Origin of the sequence: Thiothrix fructosivorans (assembly GCF_017349355.1) — a bacterium.
GTDB lineage: Bacteria > Pseudomonadota > Gammaproteobacteria > Thiotrichales > Thiotrichaceae > Thiothrix > Thiothrix fructosivorans.
In genome coordinates this window covers 664372-686320 of record NZ_JAFMPM010000006.1, presented here as the reverse complement: position 1 = coordinate 686320, position 21949 = coordinate 664372, and the positions used below count along the sequence as shown (strand labels likewise).

General features: G+C 53.0%; 15 protein-coding genes. 9 read left to right on the top strand and 6 right to left on the bottom strand.

Going from position 1 to position 21949, the window contains the following annotated elements; translation table 11 throughout:
* Positions 1 to 111: 111 nt before the first annotated feature.
* The 4 genes from J1836_RS06550 to J1836_RS06535 all read left to right on the top strand — a co-directional run bounded on the left by J1836_RS06550 (position 112) and on the right by J1836_RS06535 (position 10831).
* Positions 112 to 5856 (top strand): alpha-2-macroglobulin family protein, encoded by a 5745-nt coding sequence (locus J1836_RS06550; RefSeq protein ID WP_207250280.1) that lies wholly within the window; start codon positions 112 to 114, stop codon positions 5854 to 5856.
* Between the two features lie 8 nt (positions 5857 to 5864).
* Positions 5865 to 8201 (top strand): penicillin-binding protein 1C, encoded by a 2337-nt coding sequence (pbpC, locus tag J1836_RS06545; protein ID WP_372447666.1) that lies wholly within the window; start codon positions 5865 to 5867, stop codon positions 8199 to 8201.
* A gap of 89 nt (positions 8202 to 8290) precedes the next feature.
* Positions 8291 to 9097, top strand: coding sequence for a lanthanide ABC transporter permease protein PedC (gene pedC, locus J1836_RS06540; RefSeq protein ID WP_207250279.1), 807 nt, complete (start codon positions 8291 to 8293; stop codon positions 9095 to 9097).
* Between the two features lie 111 nt (positions 9098 to 9208).
* Positions 9209 to 10831, top strand: coding sequence for an ABC-F family ATPase (locus J1836_RS06535; RefSeq protein ID WP_207250278.1), 1623 nt, complete (start codon positions 9209 to 9211; stop codon positions 10829 to 10831).
* A 48-nt stretch (positions 10832 to 10879) separates the two neighbouring features.
* On the opposite strand, the gene J1836_RS06530 is transcribed toward J1836_RS06535, so the two are convergent.
* Together J1836_RS06530 and J1836_RS06525 are read right to left on the bottom strand one after the other, a co-directional pair.
* Positions 10880 to 11086 carry a hypothetical protein gene (locus J1836_RS06530; protein ID WP_207250277.1) on the bottom strand — a complete coding sequence of 69 codons (207 nt, stop codon included), beginning with the start codon at positions 11084 to 11086 and terminating at the stop codon, positions 10880 to 10882.
* A gap of 51 nt (positions 11087 to 11137) precedes the next feature.
* Positions 11138 to 11413 carry a hypothetical protein gene (locus tag J1836_RS06525; protein ID WP_207250276.1) on the bottom strand — a complete coding sequence of 92 codons (276 nt, stop codon included), beginning with the start codon at positions 11411 to 11413 and terminating at the stop codon, positions 11138 to 11140.
* Positions 11414 to 11953: 540 nt separating this feature from the next.
* Between J1836_RS06525 and J1836_RS06520 the strand changes: the two genes are divergently transcribed.
* Entirely contained in the window at positions 11954 to 13126 is a 1173-nt protein-coding gene (locus J1836_RS06520; protein WP_207250275.1) for a hypothetical protein, read from the top strand.
* 28 nt (positions 13127 to 13154) lie between these two features.
* Here J1836_RS06520 and J1836_RS06515 read toward each other — a convergent pair whose 3' ends face one another.
* A complete protein-coding gene (locus tag J1836_RS06515; RefSeq protein WP_207250274.1) occupies positions 13155 to 14975 on the bottom strand; it encodes a tetratricopeptide repeat protein in 1821 nt (606 codons plus the stop codon).
* 103 nt (positions 14976 to 15078) lie between these two features.
* Between J1836_RS06515 and J1836_RS06510 the strand changes: the two genes are divergently transcribed.
* On the top strand, positions 15079 to 15312 hold the full coding sequence (locus J1836_RS06510; RefSeq protein WP_207250273.1) for a DUF6489 family protein: 234 nt from the start codon (positions 15079 to 15081) through the stop codon (positions 15310 to 15312).
* A 26-nt stretch (positions 15313 to 15338) separates the two neighbouring features.
* Here J1836_RS06510 and J1836_RS06505 read toward each other — a convergent pair whose 3' ends face one another.
* Positions 15339 to 17417, bottom strand: coding sequence for a response regulator (locus tag J1836_RS06505; protein WP_207250272.1), 2079 nt, complete (start codon positions 17415 to 17417; stop codon positions 15339 to 15341).
* Positions 17418 to 17610: 193 nt separating this feature from the next.
* On the opposite strand from J1836_RS06505, the gene J1836_RS06500 reads away from it, so the two are divergent.
* On the top strand, positions 17611 to 18075 hold the full coding sequence (locus tag J1836_RS06500; RefSeq protein ID WP_242632749.1) for an RNA-guided endonuclease InsQ/TnpB family protein: 465 nt from the start codon (positions 17611 to 17613) through the stop codon (positions 18073 to 18075).
* Here J1836_RS06500 and J1836_RS06495 read toward each other — a convergent pair.
* Complete coding sequence (locus J1836_RS06495) at positions 18045 to 19379, bottom strand: IS4 family transposase (RefSeq protein ID WP_207249434.1); 1335 nt, start codon at positions 19377 to 19379, stop codon at positions 18045 to 18047. The genes J1836_RS06500 and J1836_RS06495 overlap by 31 nt on opposite strands.
* 36 nt (positions 19380 to 19415) lie before the next feature.
* Here J1836_RS06495 and J1836_RS06490 point away from each other — a divergent pair, with 36 nt between their 5' ends.
* Positions 19416 to 19754, top strand: coding sequence for an RNA-guided endonuclease InsQ/TnpB family protein (locus J1836_RS06490; RefSeq protein WP_242632748.1), 339 nt, complete (start codon positions 19416 to 19418; stop codon positions 19752 to 19754).
* Positions 19755 to 19758: 4 nt separating this feature from the next.
* Here J1836_RS06490 and tnpC read toward each other — a convergent pair whose 3' ends face one another.
* Positions 19759 to 21336: an IS66 family transposase gene (gene tnpC, locus J1836_RS06485; RefSeq protein WP_242632653.1), complete on the bottom strand. Its 1578-nt coding sequence runs from the start codon at positions 21334 to 21336 to the stop codon at positions 19759 to 19761.
* 27 nt (positions 21337 to 21363) lie between these two features.
* On the opposite strand from tnpC, the gene J1836_RS06480 reads away from it, so the two are divergent.
* Positions 21364 to 21825, top strand: a complete 462-nt coding sequence (locus J1836_RS06480; protein WP_242632747.1) for an RNA-guided endonuclease TnpB family protein — start codon at positions 21364 to 21366, stop codon at positions 21823 to 21825.
* The last annotated feature ends 124 nt before the right edge of the window (positions 21826 to 21949 follow it).

The following is a 21949-nucleotide window of genomic DNA, read 5'->3' as shown; positions in this document are numbered from 1 at the left end:
AAGTTTCTGGCTTACTGTTTCAAACCCCAGTACAGATTTGTCTTACCGCAAGGGTAGCGGTTGAGTTAGAATAGCAGTCATAAATAAATTTATAACTTGCCGGGAATCATTATGACTACGCTTCCACGCCTGTTACGTGCCTTATGCCTGTTGCTGCTCCTTGCTGGGGCGGTCAATCTGAGCGGCTGCGATGCCGATACACCGCCGCATCCGACAGCGGCAAAACCCGATGCTACCGCGCAAGACCGCACCCGCTTGCTCACCGAACTGTTCAGCCTGCGCCCACCGAGCATACAGCCGCGCAATCAGCCGCTGACCATCGGTTTCCGCCAGCCCGTGATCAGCGATGACAAAGTGGGCAGCAGTGCCGCTGCCTATCTGAAGCTGTCGCCGGATGCCGCAGGCAAAGCGCAATTCGACACCACCAGCAGTATCGTGTTTGTGCCGGATGCACCGCTGACTTCTGGGCAAGCCTACACGCTGATTGTGAAACCAGATGGCTTGCTGAATATCCCCGCTGACACCCAACCCATCGAATTCGCCTTCAAAACCACCGCATTGGAACTGGATGTACAAACCGAAGGCTTAGAACCGCTCCCCGACCACCCCACGCAAATGCGCCTAGCAGGCACGGTATTCACCTCTGATTACGTCGCATCAGACATGCTGGAAAAAATCCTACAAGCCAGTTCTCAGCAAAAACCACTGACGCTAACGTGGGAACACAACGATAAAGGCACGGAACACCGCTTCAGCGTCAACGCCATCCCGCGTGAAACCTTCGGCACGGATTTGCATCTGGCTTGGGATGGCAAAAGCCTAAACGTGCAAGGCGAGAACAGTAGTGGTGCGAAAGACATCCCCATTCCCAGCCAGCAAACTTTCAGCATTACCCGCATCGACACCCTGAGCGAAGACGCAGAAGGCAAGCCGCACATCAGCATCAGCTTTTCCGACGCACTCGACACCCAGCAAGACCTGAAAGGCTTGGTACAACTGGGCAGCGGCGAAGTCAGCACCCAAATCGTCGGCAATCGCCTGCTGGTTTACCCCACCGGCGAACTCGAACCGGGCGAACACAAACTCATCCTGCAAGCAGGCATCAAAGCCGCCTCCGCACCTTTGGGCACTCTCGCGGCACGCACCGAACAAGCCATCACCCTCGGCACACCCAAACCGGCAGTGCGTTTTGTCGGCAAAGGCAGCATCCTGCCAGAAAATCAAAGCATGACCATTCCGCTGGAAGCACGCGGTGTGAATGCCGTGCAAATCACCGCGATGGAGGTCTTCCCCGAAAACGTCGAGCAATTCCTGCAAGTCAACGGCCTGGATGGCGACCGCGAAATGGAACGGGTCGGGCGGCATATCTGGCGCAAAACCATTCCACTCACCGCTGCTAACCCGTCGCAGTGGAACCGTTACAGCATTGATGCCACCGACTTATTCAAAACCAAACCCGGCACGCTGTATCGGCTGGAACTGTCGGTAGACCGCCGCCATTCCACCTATCCGTGTCCTGCGGGCACACCTGCCCCGCAAATCACCGACAAGCCGCTCACCAGTGCCGAAGACGATGATGGCACACAAACCAGCGGCTGGGATGGCATTGAGGAATACGCCATCGACAGCGAAGATTACGACTGGGACAAGCGCAACGATGCGTGCAACGACAGCTATTTTTCCAACAGCGAAGACGTAAAAGCCACCCACAACTTCATTGCCAGCAACCTCGGTCTGATCGCCAAGCAGGACGGCAACGGTAAAGTGCACGTCATCGCGACCGACCTGCGCACTGCCGAAGCGGCTACGGGTGTTAACCTGACGCTGCGCAATTTCCAAGGGCAAACACTCGCGAGCACTACCACAGGCGGGGATGGTTTCGCCGAACTCGATAGCCCTAACACCAGTTTCTTACTGGTCGCGGAAAAAGCCGGTGATCGCGCTTACCTCAAACTCAATGCCAATACCGCGCTCGAAACCAGCCAGTTCGATGTCGGCGGCGAAACCGTGCAAAAAGGCTTGAAAGGCGTGCTGTACGGCGAACGTGGCGTATGGCGACCCGGCGATGACATCCACCTCACGTTCGTCTTGCAAGACCGCGCCAAAACCTTGCCGCCTAACCATCCGGTCACGGTGCAACTGTTTGATCCGACCGGCAAACTCAAGCAAACCGTCACCAACAAACAGCCCACGGGCGCGTTTTACCCCTTCACCCTGAAAATAGCAGAAAGCGACCCGACGGGCGATTGGCTGGTGAAAGCGGTACTTGGCAGCAGCACCTTCGACAAAACCCTGAAAATCGAAACCGTGCGCCCCAATCGCTTGAAAGTGGATCTGAATTACGGTGTCACCGCATTGCATGGCTACCGCGATTTACCCGAAGCCACCCTGTTCGGGCAATGGTTACACGGTGGCACTGCCAGCAAGCTGAAAGCGGATGTCAGTGTGAAATTGCGCGAAAAAACCACCGAATTTACCCGTTTTGCCGATTACGCTTTTGATGACCCAACCCGCAAACTCGACAGCGCGGAACAGCAATTGCTGGAAGGCTATCTGGATGAACAAGGCTACCTACGTTTCAGCAAGCGCTTCCAACCGGAACAACCTGCATCGGGCATGTTAAGCGCGTGGTTTACCAGCCGAGTGCATGAAGAAGGCGGCGGTTTCAGCATCAGCAAACAGGAAATCGACTACCACCCGTTTGAACATTACGTCGGTATCAAACTGCCCAAGGGTGATGCTGAACGCGACATGTTGCTGACCGACACCGAACACACCGTTTCCATCGGTAGCCTCAATGCCGACGGGCAGGAAGTATCTTTGCCGCAGGTCGAAGTCACCCTCTACAAAATCGAGTGGAAATGGTGGTGGGATAAAACCCCGGATTCGTTGGCTGAATACGCCGATTCCAGCCACAGCAGCAAATTGCAGCAATCCATCGTCAGCACCACTAACGGCAAGGGCGAGTGGAAATTCCAGATCAAATACCCGGAATGGGGTCGTTATTTGATCCGCGCTTGCGACTTGCAGGGCAAACATTGCACCGGCAAAACCTTGTATGTGGATTGGCCTGGTTGGGCTGGTCGTGCACAAGAAGATGGCAGCGGTGCTGCTGCGATGTTGCGTTTCAGCAGCGACAAAACCAGCTATCAGGTCGGCGAAACCGCGCAAATCCAATTGCCGGAAGCACAAGCCGGACGTGCCTTGTTCACCGTTGAAACCAGCAGCCAGATTCTGGAACAACGCTGGATTGACTTTAATGGGCAACGTACCCAAATCCCGCTGCCGATTACCGCGAACATGGCACCGAACGCCTACGTCAGCGTAACTTTGTTGCAAGCGCACCAGAACAAGCAGAATGACCGCCCGATCCGTTTGTACGGCATTATTCCGCTCACAGTGGAAGACCCTTCAACCAAGTTGCAACCTGTCGTGAAAGCGGCGGAAGAATGGCAGCCGGAAAGCACCCAAACCTTCAGTATCACTGAGCAATCTGGGCGTGCGATGGATTACACCCTTGCCGTGGTGGATGAAGGCTTGCTGGGATTGACCCGCTTTGAAGCCCCCGATTTGCACAAGGCGTTCTACCGCAAGGAAGCGTTGGGGATCAAAACGTGGGACTTGTTCGACAGCGTAATCGGTGCATACAGCGGTAATCTGGAACGCATTCTCGCCATCGGTGGTGGCGACGAAGCGCAAATTGACGATGCCGCCAACAAGCCGAAACGCTTCCCGCCCGTGGTACGTTTTCTCGGCGCGTTCCATCTGGACGCAGGGCAAACCAAGGAACACAGCGTTGAGCTGCCGTCTTACCTTGGTGCGGTACGCATTATGGCGGTTGCCTCCGATGGTCTGGCTTACGGCAAGGCGGAACAGCCCGTGTTCGTGCGCCAACCGTTGATGTTGCTGTCGTCCTTGCCGCGCACCTTGAAAGTCGGTGAGCGTATCGAAGTGCCGTTAACCCTGTTCGTGTCCGACCCAGCGGTGAAATCAGTGGAGGTGAAACTGGAAGCGGATGGCGCATTTGCTAGCGTTGGCCCCGCGCTCACCGTGCCGTTCACGCAAACCGGCGAAAAAGTCGTGACGCTGTTCCTCAAAGCAGGCGACAAGCCAATGCAAGGCAAGCTGAAATTCACCGCTACCAGCGGCAAACTCAGCAGCAGCCACGAAGTGAACTTAGCGGTACAAGCCCCGAACTTGCCAAGCCTGCGCACGGTCAATACCACGCTCGAACCGAAAGCCGACTGGAAAGAAACCATCACGCCGCATGGCATGGTGGGTACAAACCAAAGCACGTTGGAGCTTTCGAGCCTACCCAACCTGAATCTGGCGCAACATCTGGATTACTTGGTGAACTACCCGCACGGCTGTTTGGAGCAAACTACCTCAGCGGTATTCCCGCAGTTGTATTTACCCAAGTTGCTCAAGCTCGACCCCGAACGCCAGCAACAGGTGGAACACCACATCAAACGTGCCATCACCAAACTGGGTGATTTCCAAAGCAGCAATGGCAATTTGATGTACTGGCCGGGTTCGACCGAAGCTAACGATTGGGCGAGCATTTACGCCGGGCATTTCCTGATTGAAGCGCAAAAGCAAGGCTACAGCGTGCCACTCGGTTTGCTGACGGCATGGCAAGCGTATCAGGCAAAACAAGCGCAAGACTGGACGGCAGGCAGCGGCGAAGACACCAGTTCCACCCAAGCCTACCGCTTGTACGTGCTGGCAGTTGCAGGCAAACCGCAATTGGGCGCAATGAACCGGTTGCGCGAATCCGGCAAGGCCAATCCGCAAGCCCGCTGGTTACTCGCCGCCGGGTATTTGCTGGCAGGCCAAGCCGAAGCCGCGCAACAAACCACCCAAGGTTTGGTCGCGACTGAGCTGAACACCGCGCTTTCCGAGCAAACCTTCAGCCAAAAACTGGGGCAACTCGGTTTGCAACTGGAAACCTTGCTGGCACTGAAAAAAGTGCAGGATGCGGAATTGGTGGTGCAACAAATCGCCGCTGAACTGGGTACAGGCACTGCCCACAATACCCACGATCTGAGTTGGGCATTGCTGTCGGTAGCGCATTACCTCAGCAGCAGCCAGCAACCGTTGGCGGTGCAATACACGCTCGACCAAGGCACAGCGACACCGCTGAACAGCGCCCAACCGTTGCTCAGTCAATTGCTGAATGCGCAAGATGCAGCGTTCCAGCTTGCCCTGCACAATGATGGCGACCGCAAACTTTACGCCAGCGTGACCCAGCGCGGCACTGCTCCGGCAGGCAACGAACAGGCGGAAGCACAAGGCATGACCCTGCAAGCCGAACTGCTCGACAAGCAAGGCAACAGAGTGTGGGATAGCGCTACCCCGTTGACAGAAGCACTGAAGTTGCAGCAAGGCCAAGACTACGACCTGAACGTCAACATCACCAACAGCGGGACGGCAGCGCTTAAACATGTAGCATTGTCCACCTTGCTGCCATCCGGCGTGGAAATCGGCACAACCGTGACCGAAACTGCGCCTGAGCCAACGCCTCCTGCCCAAACAGAGGAGGCTACGGATGGTGAAGGTGAAGAAGCCGCACCACCTGCACCGGCTGCTCCCACACCACCTGTTGCTAGCAATCCCACCGGGTTAAGCTATCAGGACGTGCGCGACGATCGCGTATTGAGCTATTTCGATCTGGCAGCGGGTGAAACCAAAACTGTCAAGGTCAAACTCAATGCCGCGTTCTTGGGCGAGTTCTACTTCCCGGCGATTAGCGGTGAAGCGATGTATCAGCCTGCGGTGCGGGCGCGGACGGCGGGTTTGGCGGTGAAGATTATGAAGGTTGTGCCGGTTGCGGCTGCGCCGGAGGCGACGAACTGAAATGGGTATTGAGGGGGATCATCCCCCTCCTATGCTTGGCATTCGTGGGTTGGTGGTGGTTCTTTAGCCTCCCCCCCACGCTCTTCACCACTACCCACTCGCACTTGCTGCTAGATCGTGACGGCAAGCTGCTCAGTGCGCACATTGCCGCCGATGGGCAATGGCGTTTCCCCGAACTCGAAAGCGTGCCAGACAAATTCGCCACCGCCCTGATCCAGTTTGAAGACAAGCGTTTCCGCAACCATAGCGGTGTGGACTTCCTCGCCCTTGCTCGTGCCACTTACGACAACCTGCGTGAACAGCGCGTCGTCAGCGGCGCAAGCACCTTGAGTATGCAAGTCATCCGCCTCTCACGCGGCAATCCACCGCGTACCTTGCCTGAAAAAGCGGTAGAACTGCTGCGGGCATGGCGGTTGGAAACCCGTTACAGTAAAGATGACATCCTCAAACGTTACGCCAGCCACGCCCCTTTCGGTGGCAATGTGGTTGGCTTGGAAGCAGCAGCTTGGCGTTACTTTGCACGTAGCCCTGAACAGTTGTCGTGGGCGGAAAGCGCGATGCTGGCAGTATTGCCCAACAACCCCGCGCTGATTCACCCCGGACGCAACCGCGAACGTTTGCTGGCAAAACGTAACCGCTTGCTGGGTTTGCTGTTTGCCCAGAACGTGCTGTCGAAGCTGGAATACGACCTCGCCATTGCCGAACCCTTGCCCGAATCGCCGCATTTGTTACCACGCCTTGCACCACATTTGCTGGATACCTTGGCAGCGCAACACCCCGACGGACAACGTTTCCGTACCACGTTGGATGCAGGATTGCAGCAGCAACTCAACACGCTGGCGCAACGTAGCGGCGAACAATTGGCACTGGAAGGTGTGCAAAATCTGGCAATTCTGGTGCTGGATAACCGTACCTTTGCGGTGAAGGCGTATGTCGGTAATCGCCCGATGGAGACGCGGCGTGAGCAAGGTCATGCGATTGATATGATCCAGCGTCCGCGCAGTAGCGGCAGCACCCTGAAACCGTTGTTGTTTGCGGACATGGTTGAGCAAGGGCTGATCGTGCCGGATTCGTTGGTGGCGGATGTACCGGTCAATTACAGCGGTTTTACCCCGCAGAATTACAACCGCCATTACCACGGCGCGGTGAGTGCGCGGGAAGCGTTGGCACGGTCGCTGAATATTCCGCTGGTAAATATGCTCAGTGTGCGCGGGGTCGAACCATTTTTGATGCAATTGCGCCAACTGGGGTTTAGCCATGTGCAGCGTTCAGCGCGGGATTACGGCTTAAGCCTGATTCTAGGTGGAGCAGAAACCTCGCTGTGGGATTTGAGCGTGGCTTACGCCAACCTCGCCAACCGTGCGGCGCAAGATCAGCAACATCAACAAACCTTCTGGCAACAGGGGCGGATGTTGCAAATCCAGCCTGCCAATAGCTCGCGGATTGCCACGCTTTCCACGGCTACTGCATGGCTGACACTGGATTCATTGCTGCAAGTCGCTCGCCCCGGCGATGACGGTTACTGGGAAAAATTCAGCAGCAGCCGCAAAGTGGCGTGGAAAACCGGCACGAGTTACGGGCAACGCGATGCGTGGGCGATTGGCACAACCCCGGATTACACCGTGGGCGTGTGGGTCGGCAATGCCGATGGGGTGGGACGGGCAGGTTTGACCGGAACGCAAAGTGCCGCACCGATTTTGTTCAATACCTTCAGTTTGTTGCCGTCGAATCGTGGTTGGTTTCAACGCCCGGATTGGCAAATGACGCAGGTGGAGGTGTGCCGCGATGATGGTTACTTGAGCAATGGTGCGTGCGATACCAAGACGGTATCCGTGCCGCTGAGTAGCCACTTTGCACGGATTACACCTTACCACCAACGCATTCATCTGGACACGACGGGGCAATGGCGCGTTACCAGCGAGTGCGAAGCCGTGGCGGCTATGCAAACCCGCAACTGGTTTGTGCTGCCGCCGGATCAGGCGGATTATTACCAGCAATTTCATGCGGATTACCAGCCATTACCGCCGTGGCGGGCGGATTGTCAGGGCAGTGATAGCGGGCAAGGTGAAGCTCTGAGCGTGGTTTATCCGCAAGACAATACGCAGATTTATTTACCGCGTGAACTGGATGGCAAGTTGGGGGAAACGGTGTTTCGTGCCGTGCCTGCGCACCCCGAAACCTTGCTGTATTGGCATTTGGATAACCAGTTTCTGGGCACGACCCAAACGTTTCATCAGCAGGCGGTGCAACCCACGGCAGGTAAGCACCGTTTGGTGGTGGTGGATGAAGCGGGCAATCGGGTGGAGCGGGCGTTTGAAGTGCTGGTGACGGCAGTGGAAAAGTAAGCGCCCCGCCCGGTTAGGTTGGTAAAAAGTTGGTAGCTAAACCACCCCGTTTGCGGTATCAAGGATTAGCAAATCAACGGGAGGCGGTGATGGCAACCACAAGGCATTGGCCTGCAATGCTGGCAATCAGTCAGCGCGAAACGATTAAGTTCTGGCATCAACGCGGACGTTTGCTGTCGGCGCTGGTGCGTCCGGCTTTATGGCTGATGGTGTTCGCTGCCGGATTCCAAAACATTTTCGGCGTGTCGATTATCCCGCCTTACGACACGTACATCGAGTATCAGGTGTACGTCGTGCCCGGTTTGTTGGGGATGGTGCTGCTGTTCAACGGGATGCAGTCGTCGCTGGCAATGGTGTATGACCGCGAAATGGGGCTGATGCGCCTGTTGTTGATTGCACCGCAACCGCGCTGGTTTTTGCTGTTGAGCAAGCTGGTGGCGGGAACGGTGTTGTCGGTGTTGCAAGCCTATGCGTTTTTGGCGTTGTGTGCGGTGTTCAAGGTCGACATTCCGTGGTCGGGATGGTTGTATGCGCTACCGACGTTGATTCTAGCGGGGTTGATGTTGGGCGCGTTGGGGCTGCTGTTGTCGGTTTCTGTACGCCAACTCGAAAATTTTGCGGGGACGATGAATTTCGTGATTTTCCCGATGTTTTTTCTTTCCACTGCTTTGTATCCGTTATGGAAATTGCAGGAATCGGGAGCAGTCATCGTGCATACGCTGGCACAGTTCAACCCGTTTACCCATGCAGTGGAAATGATCCGTTTCGCCCTTTATGGTCAGTTTAACCTCCTCTCTTCCTTGGTCGTATTGGGCGCTCTTATCCTGTTTTTCCTGCTGGCGGTGTGGGGCTATGACCCGCAGCATGGAATGGTGAAGAAAGCGCGGCAGGCATGAGTCGATTTAGCCTTGGTCGATACTTAATGCCCCTCTGAACATGTTTTAGGAACGCCAAAAGTGCTACAGTAGCACCCCATCACACCACATCAGATTTCAAGAGGATTCCCAGTGCTAGTTGCTGCCAATGTCACCATTCAGTTCGGTGCTAAACCGCTATTCGATAACGTTTCCGTCAAATTCGGCGACGGCAACCGCTATGGCTTGATCGGGGCAAATGGCTCCGGCAAATCCACCTTCATGAAAATTCTCTGCGGGCAATTAGAGCCAACAGCGGGTAACGTTTCCAAAGACCCGCACGAACGCATCGCCTATTTGCGTCAAGACCAGTTCGGTTTTGAAGACGTGCGCGTGCTGGATGTGGTGCTGATGGGGCACGAAGAAATGTGGAAAGTCATGTCCGCCAAGGACGCGATTTACGCCGATATGGAAGCGACCGAAGACGATTATATGAAAGCGGCGGAACTCGAAGGCCAATTCGCGGAAATGGATGGCTACACCGCCGAATCGCGTGCGGGCGAGTTGCTGATGGCGGTCGGCATACCCATCGAACAGCACAATGGTCCGATGAGCCAAGTCGCCCCCGGCTGGAAATTGCGGGTGTTGCTGTGCCAAGCCTTGTTCGCCAACCCCGACATTTTGTTGCTGGACGAACCAACCAACAACCTCGACATCAATACCATCCGCTGGTTGGAAGAAACGCTCAATAACCGCAATTCCACCATGATCATCATCTCGCATGACCGCCACTTTTTGAACCAAGTGTGTACGCATACAGCGGATTTGGACTTCGGCAAAATCCAGATTTACTCCGGCAACTACGACGACTTCATGGAAGCCTCTACCCAAGCGCGTGAACGTCAAGCCAATGCCAATGCCAAAGCCAAAGACCGCATTCTGGAGTTGCAAGACTTTGTGCGCCGCTTCTCTGCGAATAAATCCAAAGCCAAGCAAGCCACCAGTCGTCGTAAGCTGATCGACAAACTCAAGCCGGAAGACATCAAACCATCCAGCCGCCAATACCCGTGGATTCGCTTCGAGTATGACGAAAAAGAACGCCTGCATCGTTTCGCCGTCGAGGTCAACAACCTCACTTTTGGCTACGAAGGCATGGAAAAACCGCTGATCAACAACTTCACTTTCGCCATTGAAGCGGGTGAAAAAGTCGGTATTATCGGTGAAAACGGCGTGGGTAAAACCACCTTGCTCAAACTGCTGGAAGGCAAATTGCAGCCACAAAAAGGCAGCATTAAGTGGGCTGAAAAAGTGCGTATTTCCAGCTACGAGCAAGACCACGAAGATGACTTCAAAAGCGACATCAGCCTCACCGATTGGATGGCAGATTTCGTGCGCAAAAGCGGCTACGAAGGCGAAGATGCCGAAACCCAAAACCGTGGCACCTTAGGGCGTTTGCTGTTCGGCGGTGACACCGTGAAAAAGCCGGTGCGGGTACTTTCCGGTGGTGAAAAAGGCCGGATGATTTTCGGCAAAATGATGCTTTCCCGCACCAACGTTATGCTGATGGACGAACCCACCAATCACTTGGACATGGAATCCATCGAATCCCTCAATGGCGGTCTGGATCGTTACGACGGCACACTGATGTTCGTGTCGCATGACCGGGTGTTCGTTGGCTCACTCGCCACGCGCATTTTCGACATGAAAGGCGACGGCACGATTGTGGATTACCGTGGCACTTACGAAGACTACTTGAGCAGCCAAGGCTTGGATTAATATTGACCACGGAAGGCATCCACGCTGGATGCCTTCTTACCCAACTTGTTAGTACCTTTTCCCCAACACGGCTTCAGAAAGACATAGCCGCGCCCAATCCTCAACCGGATCATCTCTACTAACCAGATGCCCAAACTGCTTCCGCACCGCCGCCCCTAACCAACGTTGCACCGCAACTTTAGCCTCCGCAGAACGCGGATATTTCCCTAGCTGCAACGCCAATAATTCCACCAAGGTGCTATTCAAAGATACCATTACAGAATCATTCTGGAAGTAGATACGGTATTGCACATACATGACTAATGCTTAACCATCACGAGGCGTAAAACACTTCACGTTTAAATGGCGGGGTGGTGGACGACGGAAGACCACATTGATGGAGAATACCGCCTCACCCTCGGAGTTAGAGCCAAAAATCTGCACACAAGTTTCACTTTTCATCCGTGCCGCTTCGCCACTTAACGCTACCATTTTGCCATCGGGCAAATGTTTCACCAGCAATGCCGCGATCTCTTCGGACATCTGCACCAGTTGGTCGTCATCAAAAAGCATTTGCCCACGCTCTTTACGTTGTTTCGTCATACAAACTTCTTACCCGTGAACAATCGTCGTTAACCTTTTGCCCAAAAGCGATGTCCGCAGTTATAACAACGGTAATACGCTTTTCCCCCTGAAAACAAACGCCGCCAAAAACCGATACGGACACGTCGTGCCGCCGACACACAACGCGGACAAGTACAAACATTCGTTATTGCCATGTAATCACACAGATCCCCAACAATTAACCAAAACACAAAAAAAGCAACCAGAGCATAGCTGTGGTTGCCAAAGGACAAATCAAGAAGGAATTGTAACAACTTGCCACTAATTAGCAGAATAAACAAGCAAAATGTAACCATTAACTTTGATACGTATCATGATGGTTCGCTGCTGTCATGGTTGACAATTTCGAGAAAATGACAAGAACTGCTGACTAATTGAGCTATTTTTAATCAAATGTAATAAATTTGTCATTTTGAGTGAAGTAAGGCATAAAAAAAACAACACCCCCTCTATAATCGTGATGCGCGTATCAACTGCGGCGCAAAATACCAAAAAGAACATCACTAGAGGGATCACTCCATGGAACAAAACACGGCCGATGATAGGCTAACTATTCGCGATTTTTGGACACATTTCTTCTTAGACACTAGCCCGTATACGGACGTATTAGTGTCAGCTAACTGTTTCTTTAGCAAACTGTTAGGACAATTTTCAGAGCAAACAGCAGTCACTTGGTTACAGCAATGTGATGTCAGAAGTACTTACGCATTTACTAGCCAGTTTTCTTACCAGTCAAACGATTACATCACGGGAGAAAACCATTATTCCCATACATCCGTGACGGAGCAGGATCACTACTTATCTGACCGTTTTCATGTACTCGTACCGCAAATTGTGAGTCAGTACTCACAATCTTTTATCGACCAGCTTCGCTGTATTCATTTTTTGGGGATGGCAGGCAATGAAGCCATCATGCTTTACCCCTCTCAAACCCGTCGCTTAATGTTGGAACGGGTAACACGCATTGCCGGTGAAATTAGAGACATCCCTGCCGGGTTTGGAGACTTCAGGTTCAATGCGCCGCGTTCAGGCAACTTACAAGTGTTACTGTCAGCCTATACCCGCAAAGTTAGTGAACTATTATCCAGCGTAGATGACAGCTCTATCTGTAATCTTGTTAGCTTTGCACAATACTATTTTGCACTCTTACACCCCTTCTATGAACGTTGTGGTAGGACGAGTGAAGATCTCATGTACCTGCTATTTGAACAAGCAGGTGTCAATAAACGGTATATTTCTTGCTCTGGCAATAGGAACTCCTCACTTGCCAAGGAACGCATGGACATCATTAACCAAACGGCGGAAGAATTTAACCGAAAAATTGCCCTACAGTTTGGTCTTGAACCAGACGGTATAAGCAAAACCCCCGATATTTACCAAGCCCTGACTAAACAATATTTTCCTGAGCAATACCAGAGTATTTATGCCATTGAGCAAGTGCGCCCTTTTTATTACACCCATCCCATTGAAAGCCTATTACCTGCTTATTATTTTTTGATGGAAGCGCTCCTCTTTGATGAAATTCAACAATTCACCCTGACTGACCCGCCGCCGCATATTGTCCGACTGGGTGAACATTTGAGCAAAAAAGGACAATCCCAATACACTTTTCAACGCCATTGGGATTGGGCAGGCATACGCTTAGCAGATGTACTAGGGAAATTAGTTGGTTCTCCGTTACAACCAGTCTGAGGCATGCAGAAGGACAGGATAGGGCTGATCACGGGCACTGAAACGCTGCTAGTTTCGCCTCACACGCGCTAATTTTCCCTCCCGGCAACGCCACGGCATCTTGCAAAATCGTGCAAGCTGCCGCCTTCGCCCCCGCTACCCCATGCTCGGCTTCCAGTAGCGCCAGTTTGTCGATGACTTTGCTGGTATTGCAATCGCGCTTGCGATCCGCACTGACGGCGATTTGATACGTACTCGCCGCCTGCGCGTATTGCCCTTCCACGAGATAACGATCCGCCACCGCGAGATAAAACTGCTTGTCGAGAATGACTTTATTGGCAGGGTTCAAGCCGCGTGCAGTCGTACAAGCCTCATCGCTGATCATCTTTTCTACCGATTCCAAGGGTGCAAGCCATGCGCGGGCAATGCAAAGATTGTTTTGAATCCAGTCGATTTTATCGTTCAATTTGACAGCCATTTCCAGTGCCAATTGCGCCTCATCCACACTGCGTAACGGCGGCTCAGTGGATACCAGTAATACGCCCAAATTGGCCCACGCAAACACATTGCCGCAATTCTGCTCTATGGCTTGCGCGTATTTTTCCACGGCTTGAATTGGGCGATTATTGTTGAACAGCAGCGTCGCATCGCTTTCAGTACGGTTAGATGCCAGTATTTCCTGCGGCTTAGCAGCCGCGTGACTAGCACATTGCGCTTGCAACGCCCTGACCGATGGCAATTCCACCAATGGTTCAACGACATCATAAGTCATGGGTTCAACCCGAATCATACTGCGCATTGACAGCGTTTCCGGCTCAAACGCCCGTGCATCCGGCAATTCGGGGTACAACGACGGTGCAGCGGCGGCAATCATCGGTTCGGGCAATTTCAGCGACATTTGCGCCACTTCTGGCAACGTTGGTGCTTTACAGACCTTGGTGGTGGGGTAATCGGGGCAGAGCAAGCGGGTTTTATCCAAGGCACTGCCGATGGTTTGCGCCAAAATATGCCTCAAGGTGTCATTGCCATTCGCCAATTGGCGGGCGTGGGCGGAATGCAGGTCGCGCAACAGGGTTTCGAGGGTTTCGGGGGTCACTTGGCTGCTTTGCAAGCGCGAACAGTAGTCGAACCATTCGCTCAATTGGCTATCGGGGTGTTCCAACGAAGCCGCCTCGCCCGTGCAATAAAAGTACAGATTATGACTTTCGGAAGCAACACTCAGCAATTGCGTGCGGCTTTCACGTAGCATATCGCGAATCAAATCCATATTGAGGGCTTTGGGGTCGTGGTCATCCAGCTTGCGCTCGAAGTGGAAAATGCGTCCATCAAGTTCGACTTGCAGGAACAGCTTGCCTTGATCTTGGTAGACCGAGCCGGTGATATTGCGTCGCCCAAAGATGCTGCCGATGAATTCCACCACGTCGTTGATGGAAATGCCGGTTTCGGGCAGTTTAATGCTTGAGCCGAGTAAATAGTCTTCGTTATTGCCGGTCACTGCTTCGATATTGACTTTGCCATTGCGGCTGGTGCGTTTGACGGTGGCGTAAATGTCGTTTTCCGCCAGCAACAATTCTTGCTTGAGGGCATTGGCGATAATACGCCCTGCGTCAGTGTGGCTAGCGCTCATGCTTTGTGGCACGGTGAACGCTTTCACCAAGACCAAATTGGCGCTATCCACCGCTTTAACGACGACAAAAAGCACCATCAAGAACAGCCCCAACGTAGCGAAAAGCCGCAAAAATCCCATCAGGCGCTCAGTCAGCAGCCGCATAAAATCGAGGGAATGCAAGACCCAAGCCTGTAAGCGTTTACCGATGCTCAAGGGTGGAGGTGGCGCAGGATCGTCCGCCGGTGGAGGTGTATCAGTCATGGATGCCCGTTTCCTTTGCAAGCGTTTTATAGAGTATAGGCAATCTAAACGCGATTAACGGATTTATGGCAGAATGAGTACATTGCAACCAAGGGAGTAACGTATGAATATCACCGTAAACGTCGAGATGACCCCCGAAGAACTGCGCCGCGTGATGGGCTTGCCAGATGTGCAGGAATTCAACCGCGAAGTCATGGCACAAATGCTGAAGAAAATGCAGGATGGCGTGGAAGGCTTCGACCCTATGGCATTTTTCAAGCCAGGCGTGGCAGGAAATGCGGATGTGTTTAAGCAGTGGATGGATATATTTGGGAAGTTTGGTGGGACGAAGAGCTAACGCGAAGGTTAATGGGCTGCCCCGTTTTAAGCATGGGGCAGACCCAACACCACCACCCACTTCGCCAACATCGCCGCCAACCCGGCGGGGTCAATGGGTTTGGTCAGGTAATCATTCATCCCCGCTGCAAGGCACTTATCCCGTTCCGTGGAAATGGCGTGGGCAGTCATGGCAATAATGGGCAAATGATGCCATTCATGCTGTTGACGAATCAGCCGAACGGCTTCGTAACCATCCATCTTCGGCATTTGAATATCCATAAATATCAAGTGGAAAGCGGTTTTCCCCAAGGCTTCAAGGGCTTCGATGCCGTTATTCGCCACCGTGACCGTCACGCCTAATCGCTTCAATAATTCACCCGCCACCATCTGGTTCATCGGGTCATCTTCCACCAGCAACACTTGCACGGTGTTAAAGATGCCCGCAACTGCCGTAGCGGCGGGGTTGGCAGGCGTGTGATCCATGCAAGCAGTGAACGCGACGGTAAACATAAACGTGCTGCCCTGCCCCACTTGGCTTTCCAGCGTAATATTGCCGCCCATCAGCCGCGCCAACGATTGGCTAATCACCAGCCCCAAACCGCTCCCACCGTGCCGTCGGGACAAGGAACTATCTGCCTGTGAAAATGGTTGAAATAGCTTTGCCTGTTGCGCCACGCTAATGCCAATACCGGTATCTGCCACACTGAATTGCAGGCGGGATTTCCCATCAACAGGCGCTAAGCATGCAATGCTAATACAAATCTCGCCCGCTTCGGTGAATTTGATTGCGTTACTCACCAGATTCAACAAAATCTGTGCGAGGCGTTGTGGGTCGCCAACCAAGCAGGTGGGCACATCCTCGGCGACTTGAATCTGAAATTCCAAGCCTTTTTGCCGCGCCTGCTCTTCAAACAAATACGTCATTTGTTGCAACACATTACTGAGCCGAAAGGCGGTGGAATGCAATTCGAGCTTACCCACTTCGATTTTCGCCACATCCAGAATATCGTCGATAATGCCCAGCAACATCTTAGAAGATGACTGCATTTTGTTCAGGTAATCGTCTTGTTGCGCGGTCAAATCCGTTTGTTGTAGCAGATACCCCAAGCCGATCATCGCATTCATGGGCGTGCGAATTTCATGGCTCATATTTGCCAGAAACTCGCTTTTGATCTGATTGGCGCGTTCTGCGGCTTCCTTGGCTTGTTGAAGCACCGTATTCAAACGGGTCAGTTTACGGTTCCAGTAAATGCTACCCAGCAAAATCAGGCTTGCGCCGATAACGAGTTTCCACAGCAAGGAATAATCCGTCGTTTCAACCACATAGACCGAATTCCAATTAAGCTTGATAGCATCGTGATCGGCTTGTGTGAGGGAATCGACGGCTTTTTGCATAATGCCCAGCAATGGCGGGGAATCCTTACGCACCGCAACCGAAATGGGGTAATCGTAATCGAGTTTGCCGATGATTTTTAAGTTATACAGCCCCTGCTGGATAATCTGGATGCCATGCGCAAACGAAGCAACCCCAGCATAAGCCTTACCGTTTTCAACCATTGCAAACAGCTCATCAGGGGTTTCCGCTTCAATAAAGGTGGTATTTGGGTAATTTTGGCGTAACTGTGTCCCAATTGCCCCTCTGGTCGGAATAACGATTTTTTGATCCGCAATATCCGCCAGCGACTGGACAAACGGTCGACCGGATTTAGCGAGCAAAACATGCGCCGTTTGATAATAGGGCATAGTGAAGAACAAAAAATCTTCACGCTCTGGGGTTTTGACTGCTCCAGAAAGGAAATCGCACTTGCCTTCGCGAACAAACTGCAAGGCTTCGCCCCAAGTGCTGCTCAACACTGGCTGCACAGGGATATTCAACCGTTTGGAAAAAAGGTGCACGTAATCGGCAAAAATGCCTTTATGCTTGCCATCCTCAAAGAAATCATAGGGTTTCCAGACGGGGCTGAAGCAGTAGCGTAGGGGGGCGCCTTGGCGTTGTTCGAGCCATGTTTGTTCTGATTGGGTCAGAACAATACTGGTGGTGAACGAGGCTTGCTCAACAGCCGGAGTATTCGCCGTTGAAAAGATCAATAGACCATATAACAGGATGAGGAGCAAGGGTTTCATACGCACAATAGTAACGCATCCCTCAGATTAATATCACCACTTGGTATTTTCATCCATCTTGCGCGAGATACCCCGTCCTTTAGGTCGGGGAGGGATAGCGCGTCGGCGCTAGCCGACCCTCTTCTCGCTCCTCTTTCGTTAAGCTATCTTGGTTAAACACGCATAACTCACCGCATCAACTATACTGAGAGCCATGCAAACGAAACGCGCCTACAAGTTCAGGTTTTACCCCGACCAGCAACAAGAAAAACTGCTAGCGCAAACCTTCGGTTGTGTGCGCTACGTGTACAACAGCATCTTGCGTTACCGCACCGATGCCTATTCTCAGACTCAGGAAAAAATTGGTTACACGGGCGCAAACGCCCGATTGACTGCCATCAAAAAACTGCCTGAGTCCCTGTTTCTGAACGACGTTTCCAGTGTTCCGCTGCAACAATGTTTGCGAAACCAGCAAACCGCGTTCAAAAATTTCTTTGAAGGTCGGGCGAAATACCCTGTTTTTAAATCCAAAAAACACCACCAGTCGGCTGAATTCACTTACCGAGCATTCACCTTTAAAAACGATGAACTGAAGCTGGCAAAGTGTGAGCAGCCATTGGCGATTAAATGCATCTCCTTATACACAAATCAATCCATTCCCAACTCACTAGCCATCTGAATACCATAAATACAGTCCAGCACTCGTGAATAGCCCAACCAGATACTTTTAGCCCCCGGTTCGCCATCGGATTTTCTGCCCAAAAAGCCACCCAGTTCTGCCAGATTGCGGATCACTTGATTGAGGGTAGGTATGCCATCGGGTAGTGCTTTTTTGCCGAGCCGGAAGGATACTTTCCATTCCAGCGGGTCAAACACCAGATCAGCCGGAAGTTCTGGGCAGGTACGCCCCAACCGCATCAGAAACATAATCCGCCAAGCCACCATGATGTAGAGCGCGAGGGCTTTTTCGATGCGCTCTTTGGTCTCCAGTTGCAGTTTTTCGACGCGACAGCCAACTTTCAGGACATCAAAAAACATTTCGATTTCCCAACGCGCTCGATACCAGTCGATAAGTTCACAGGCAGCATCGGCTGTTTCCACACAACGGTTGGTGACTAAACGCCAAATGAGGGGCGATTTTCCGGCGGGTGGGTTAATTTCTTTGGCTTGAACCAAGGTCAATAGCATCGGATGCTGACTCTTGGGACGCAAGGTATAACGTAACACCTTGATTTCTTGTACCACTTTGCGGGGCTTTTCACCCTGCTTGCGCGGTTTGGTAAAGGTGATACGGGTCAACGCCTGTTGTTGCTCAATGGCATCCCACAGTTTGAGGTCATCTCCTAATGCACGGTTATGTTGCGCCCGTATCAGCAGGTCAGCCGGGTAATTCAAGGCTTGCGCCCGTTGGAGCAAGTCGTAAAAGTCGCTTTCACGGTCGCCAGCATAGATGAAGCGGTGTTCAGGGCAGCGTGCCGCCAGTTCGGCTACCCGTTCATACCCTTCAATCCAACGACGGCTTTCTTTGATGCTGGGGTTGGCTTGGTCGGCCGCTTTGCTCAATCCCCGTGACCACATCCACGTATCGGTGATGCCCAACGGCAAACGTTCTGGGGTAATACACAAGGTCGGATGCAGGTACATCCCGCGTTGCTTATCGTAGGATAACCGCCCCAAGCCCTCGGTTTCCTGTCCATTGAAGTCCAGTTCGGTCGTATCTTGAATACACAGGATAATCCGCGAGTCTTGTTGACGAATTCGGCACTCTGTCGCTTCAAAGTGGGATGCCATCAAAGCATCATGGCTCACCGCTTCATTCCAGAAGAAACGGTACGTCGCCAAGGTGCTTGACCAACTCTGGCAAGCCTTGGGGATACTGGATTGGGGCACTTTTAGCATGGCGTTGAGAATATGGGCTGCGCGTGTTTCGAGGCGCTTGTCTCCCAAATCAAGATCGGTGAGTTCGCTAGATGACCAGTTCATGGGTGTAAATTGCTTATCTTACATCAGCTTGGGAACTTGTGTATAAGGAGATGGATTAAATGGAGTCAGCCGCTTCCCGCTGACCCCACCACCATTACCGTTTCCAAAGATCAGGCAGGGCGCTATTTTGTGTCTTGCCTGTGTGAATGTGATGCCACGTTGCTGCCCGTCACCGATAAAAAAGTGGGTATCGACGTGGGCATCAAGGATTTGTTCGTCACCTCTGACGGTTTTAAATCCGGCAATCCCCGCCATACCGCAGAATACGCGGCTAAACTTGCGAAATACCAACGTCGTCTTGCCAAGAAGAAACTTGGTAGCAAGAATCGGCTGAAAGCCAAACGCAAGGTTGCCCGTATTCACGCGAAAATGTAATTGATCACATCCCCACCCCTTGCGGTAAAGCGGGCAGGGCAAAGCCAGCGCGGGCAGCGGTAATAACACTGGCAAGATAAGCCAAGGCAGACTGTCCACGTTTGCGGCAAGTACCGATGATGCTGGCCAGCATGGCAAACGCACGGCTCCCCGTAGCACTCTTTGTGCCATGGTTGGTTTTGCGCAGGATCACCCAATGGCGCAACGCCCGCTCAGCCTCATTATTGGTCAAGGGAAGCCACGGGTGGTCAAGGATTCGGAAAATGGCATCCCAATCATTGATGAACTCTTTCGCCAGTGCCGCCGTCTTGTCATGGGCAGATACGGCATGGATCAAGCATAATGCCCTGAATTCCAGGAGTTTTGCCTGATGGCGTTGACGGATCACGTCGGTTTGCGTCCCCACCGTGCCGCCTGCTGCCCGCCAAGCGTAAATGTCGTCCTGTAATACCCTCAGCCAAGCGAGGGTGAAGTTGCCAAACGTCCGCCCGTCTTTGTCCAGTGATTCTGCCAGCCCACGGGCTTTGCGGATCAGGTGCGCCCAGCAACGCAAGCGTTTGGGGTGGTGGCGGTAAGCGGCATAGCCATCACTCATCAGCCAGCCCCCAAAGTGGGGGCTAATCACGTTGTCGAGCATTTCAATGGTGCGCTGCCCTACGTAGAAACAAACGCTGAGGGTGGTGACGAATGTCCATAGCCACAGGGCTTCGCCACGCTCTTTCCAAGAGGTTTCATCAATATACAGCACCCCGCCGTCAGCGGTGGCTTCTGCCAACAGCCCTTCCACCAAGGCATCTTCCAATGGAGAAGCACTCGCGGCTGCTTCCTCAAAACATTGCTGCAACACCCCGACACTTAGGGGAATGCCCAACACCTCCCGCAACAGTTCTTGTGTGCCACGCAGTGACAAGCGTGAGCGCAGCCGTAGGTGGACAATAAGTGCCGCCAGATTGCCCCCAATCAGCCGCCACTCGCCCACATCAACCTCCGGGTATAACGGGTCGGGAGCTTGGCGATGCGGGATATGGCGGCTCACATGACCGCAGGTGCATACGCTATCGTGAAGGTGGTGGCGGGTGGTGATGACGGTCAGTCCGGGGTTCCCATCCGTGCCAAACTGGATGTCCACACTGTCATAGGCGGTATAAATACGGGAGACAGCCGCATCCAGGGACCTGCCACAGGCTTCACATCGGCTGGGGTAATGGTGTTCGTCTGCATTGATGGGCGGATGCCATACCCGACCATAACCCGGTGCGCCGGGTTGTTTACCCGCTTTGCGTTTGGCTGGTTGGGCTGGCTTTGTGCCCGCCACAGCTTCTGGTTCCGGGGTTGGCTTTCCTCTGGCTGCACCCACCCCTTCTGTTTCGGGCAAAGCCACCGTTTTGGGTGACGTTTCCCACGGGAAACCGCTGCTGGGTGGTTTGGAGGAGTTGTTGGAGTTTTGGTTGATCTGTTCCCGCGCTTCTTTCAGGTCATGCAACAACTTGGTCGACAGGTGCAGCAGTTCCTCCGGCGTGAGCTTGGCAAGGTACTGGCTGTTAAGCTGTTTGAGGCTGTGGTCTTTCAGTTGTTGGGTCATCGGGGGAGTGTCGCAAATTTAGTGCGTTTGGGTAAGGGGGGACTGTTCAGTTACGCGAAAATCGCCGATTGCCGCTCGGACAACTTGCACAAGCTGTCCCGCAAACTGATTAACGAGAACCAAGTGGTTTGCGCTGAAAACCTCGCCGTGAAAAACATGATTAAAAACCCAACATTAGCCAAGCACATTGCGGATGCAAGTTGGGGAGAATTCACCCGCCAACTCGCGTACAAAGCCAATTGGGCGGGCAGAACGTATGTCGAAATCGGCAGGTTCTTTCCTTCCACCAAGCAGTGCAGTGGCTGTGGATTCGTCGTCAATCGCTTGCCGCTGGCAGTACGTGTCTGGGAATGCCCTGAATGCAAGGTAATCCATGACCGTGACGTAAACGCTGCCCGCAATATTTTAGCCGCCGGACTGGCGGTGTTAGCCTTTGGAGAGAATGTCAGTGGCGCGTGCATTTCGGTGTATTCGTCCTGTTCTCGATGAATTAGGAATCCCCTTCCTTCAGGGAGGGGAGGAAGTCAAATACGTCAGAAACTGATCTAGCCCATTAAACCCGGACACCTCAACTTGTGAGGAATTGTGCTTTAAAGTCCAACGGGCTGAGATA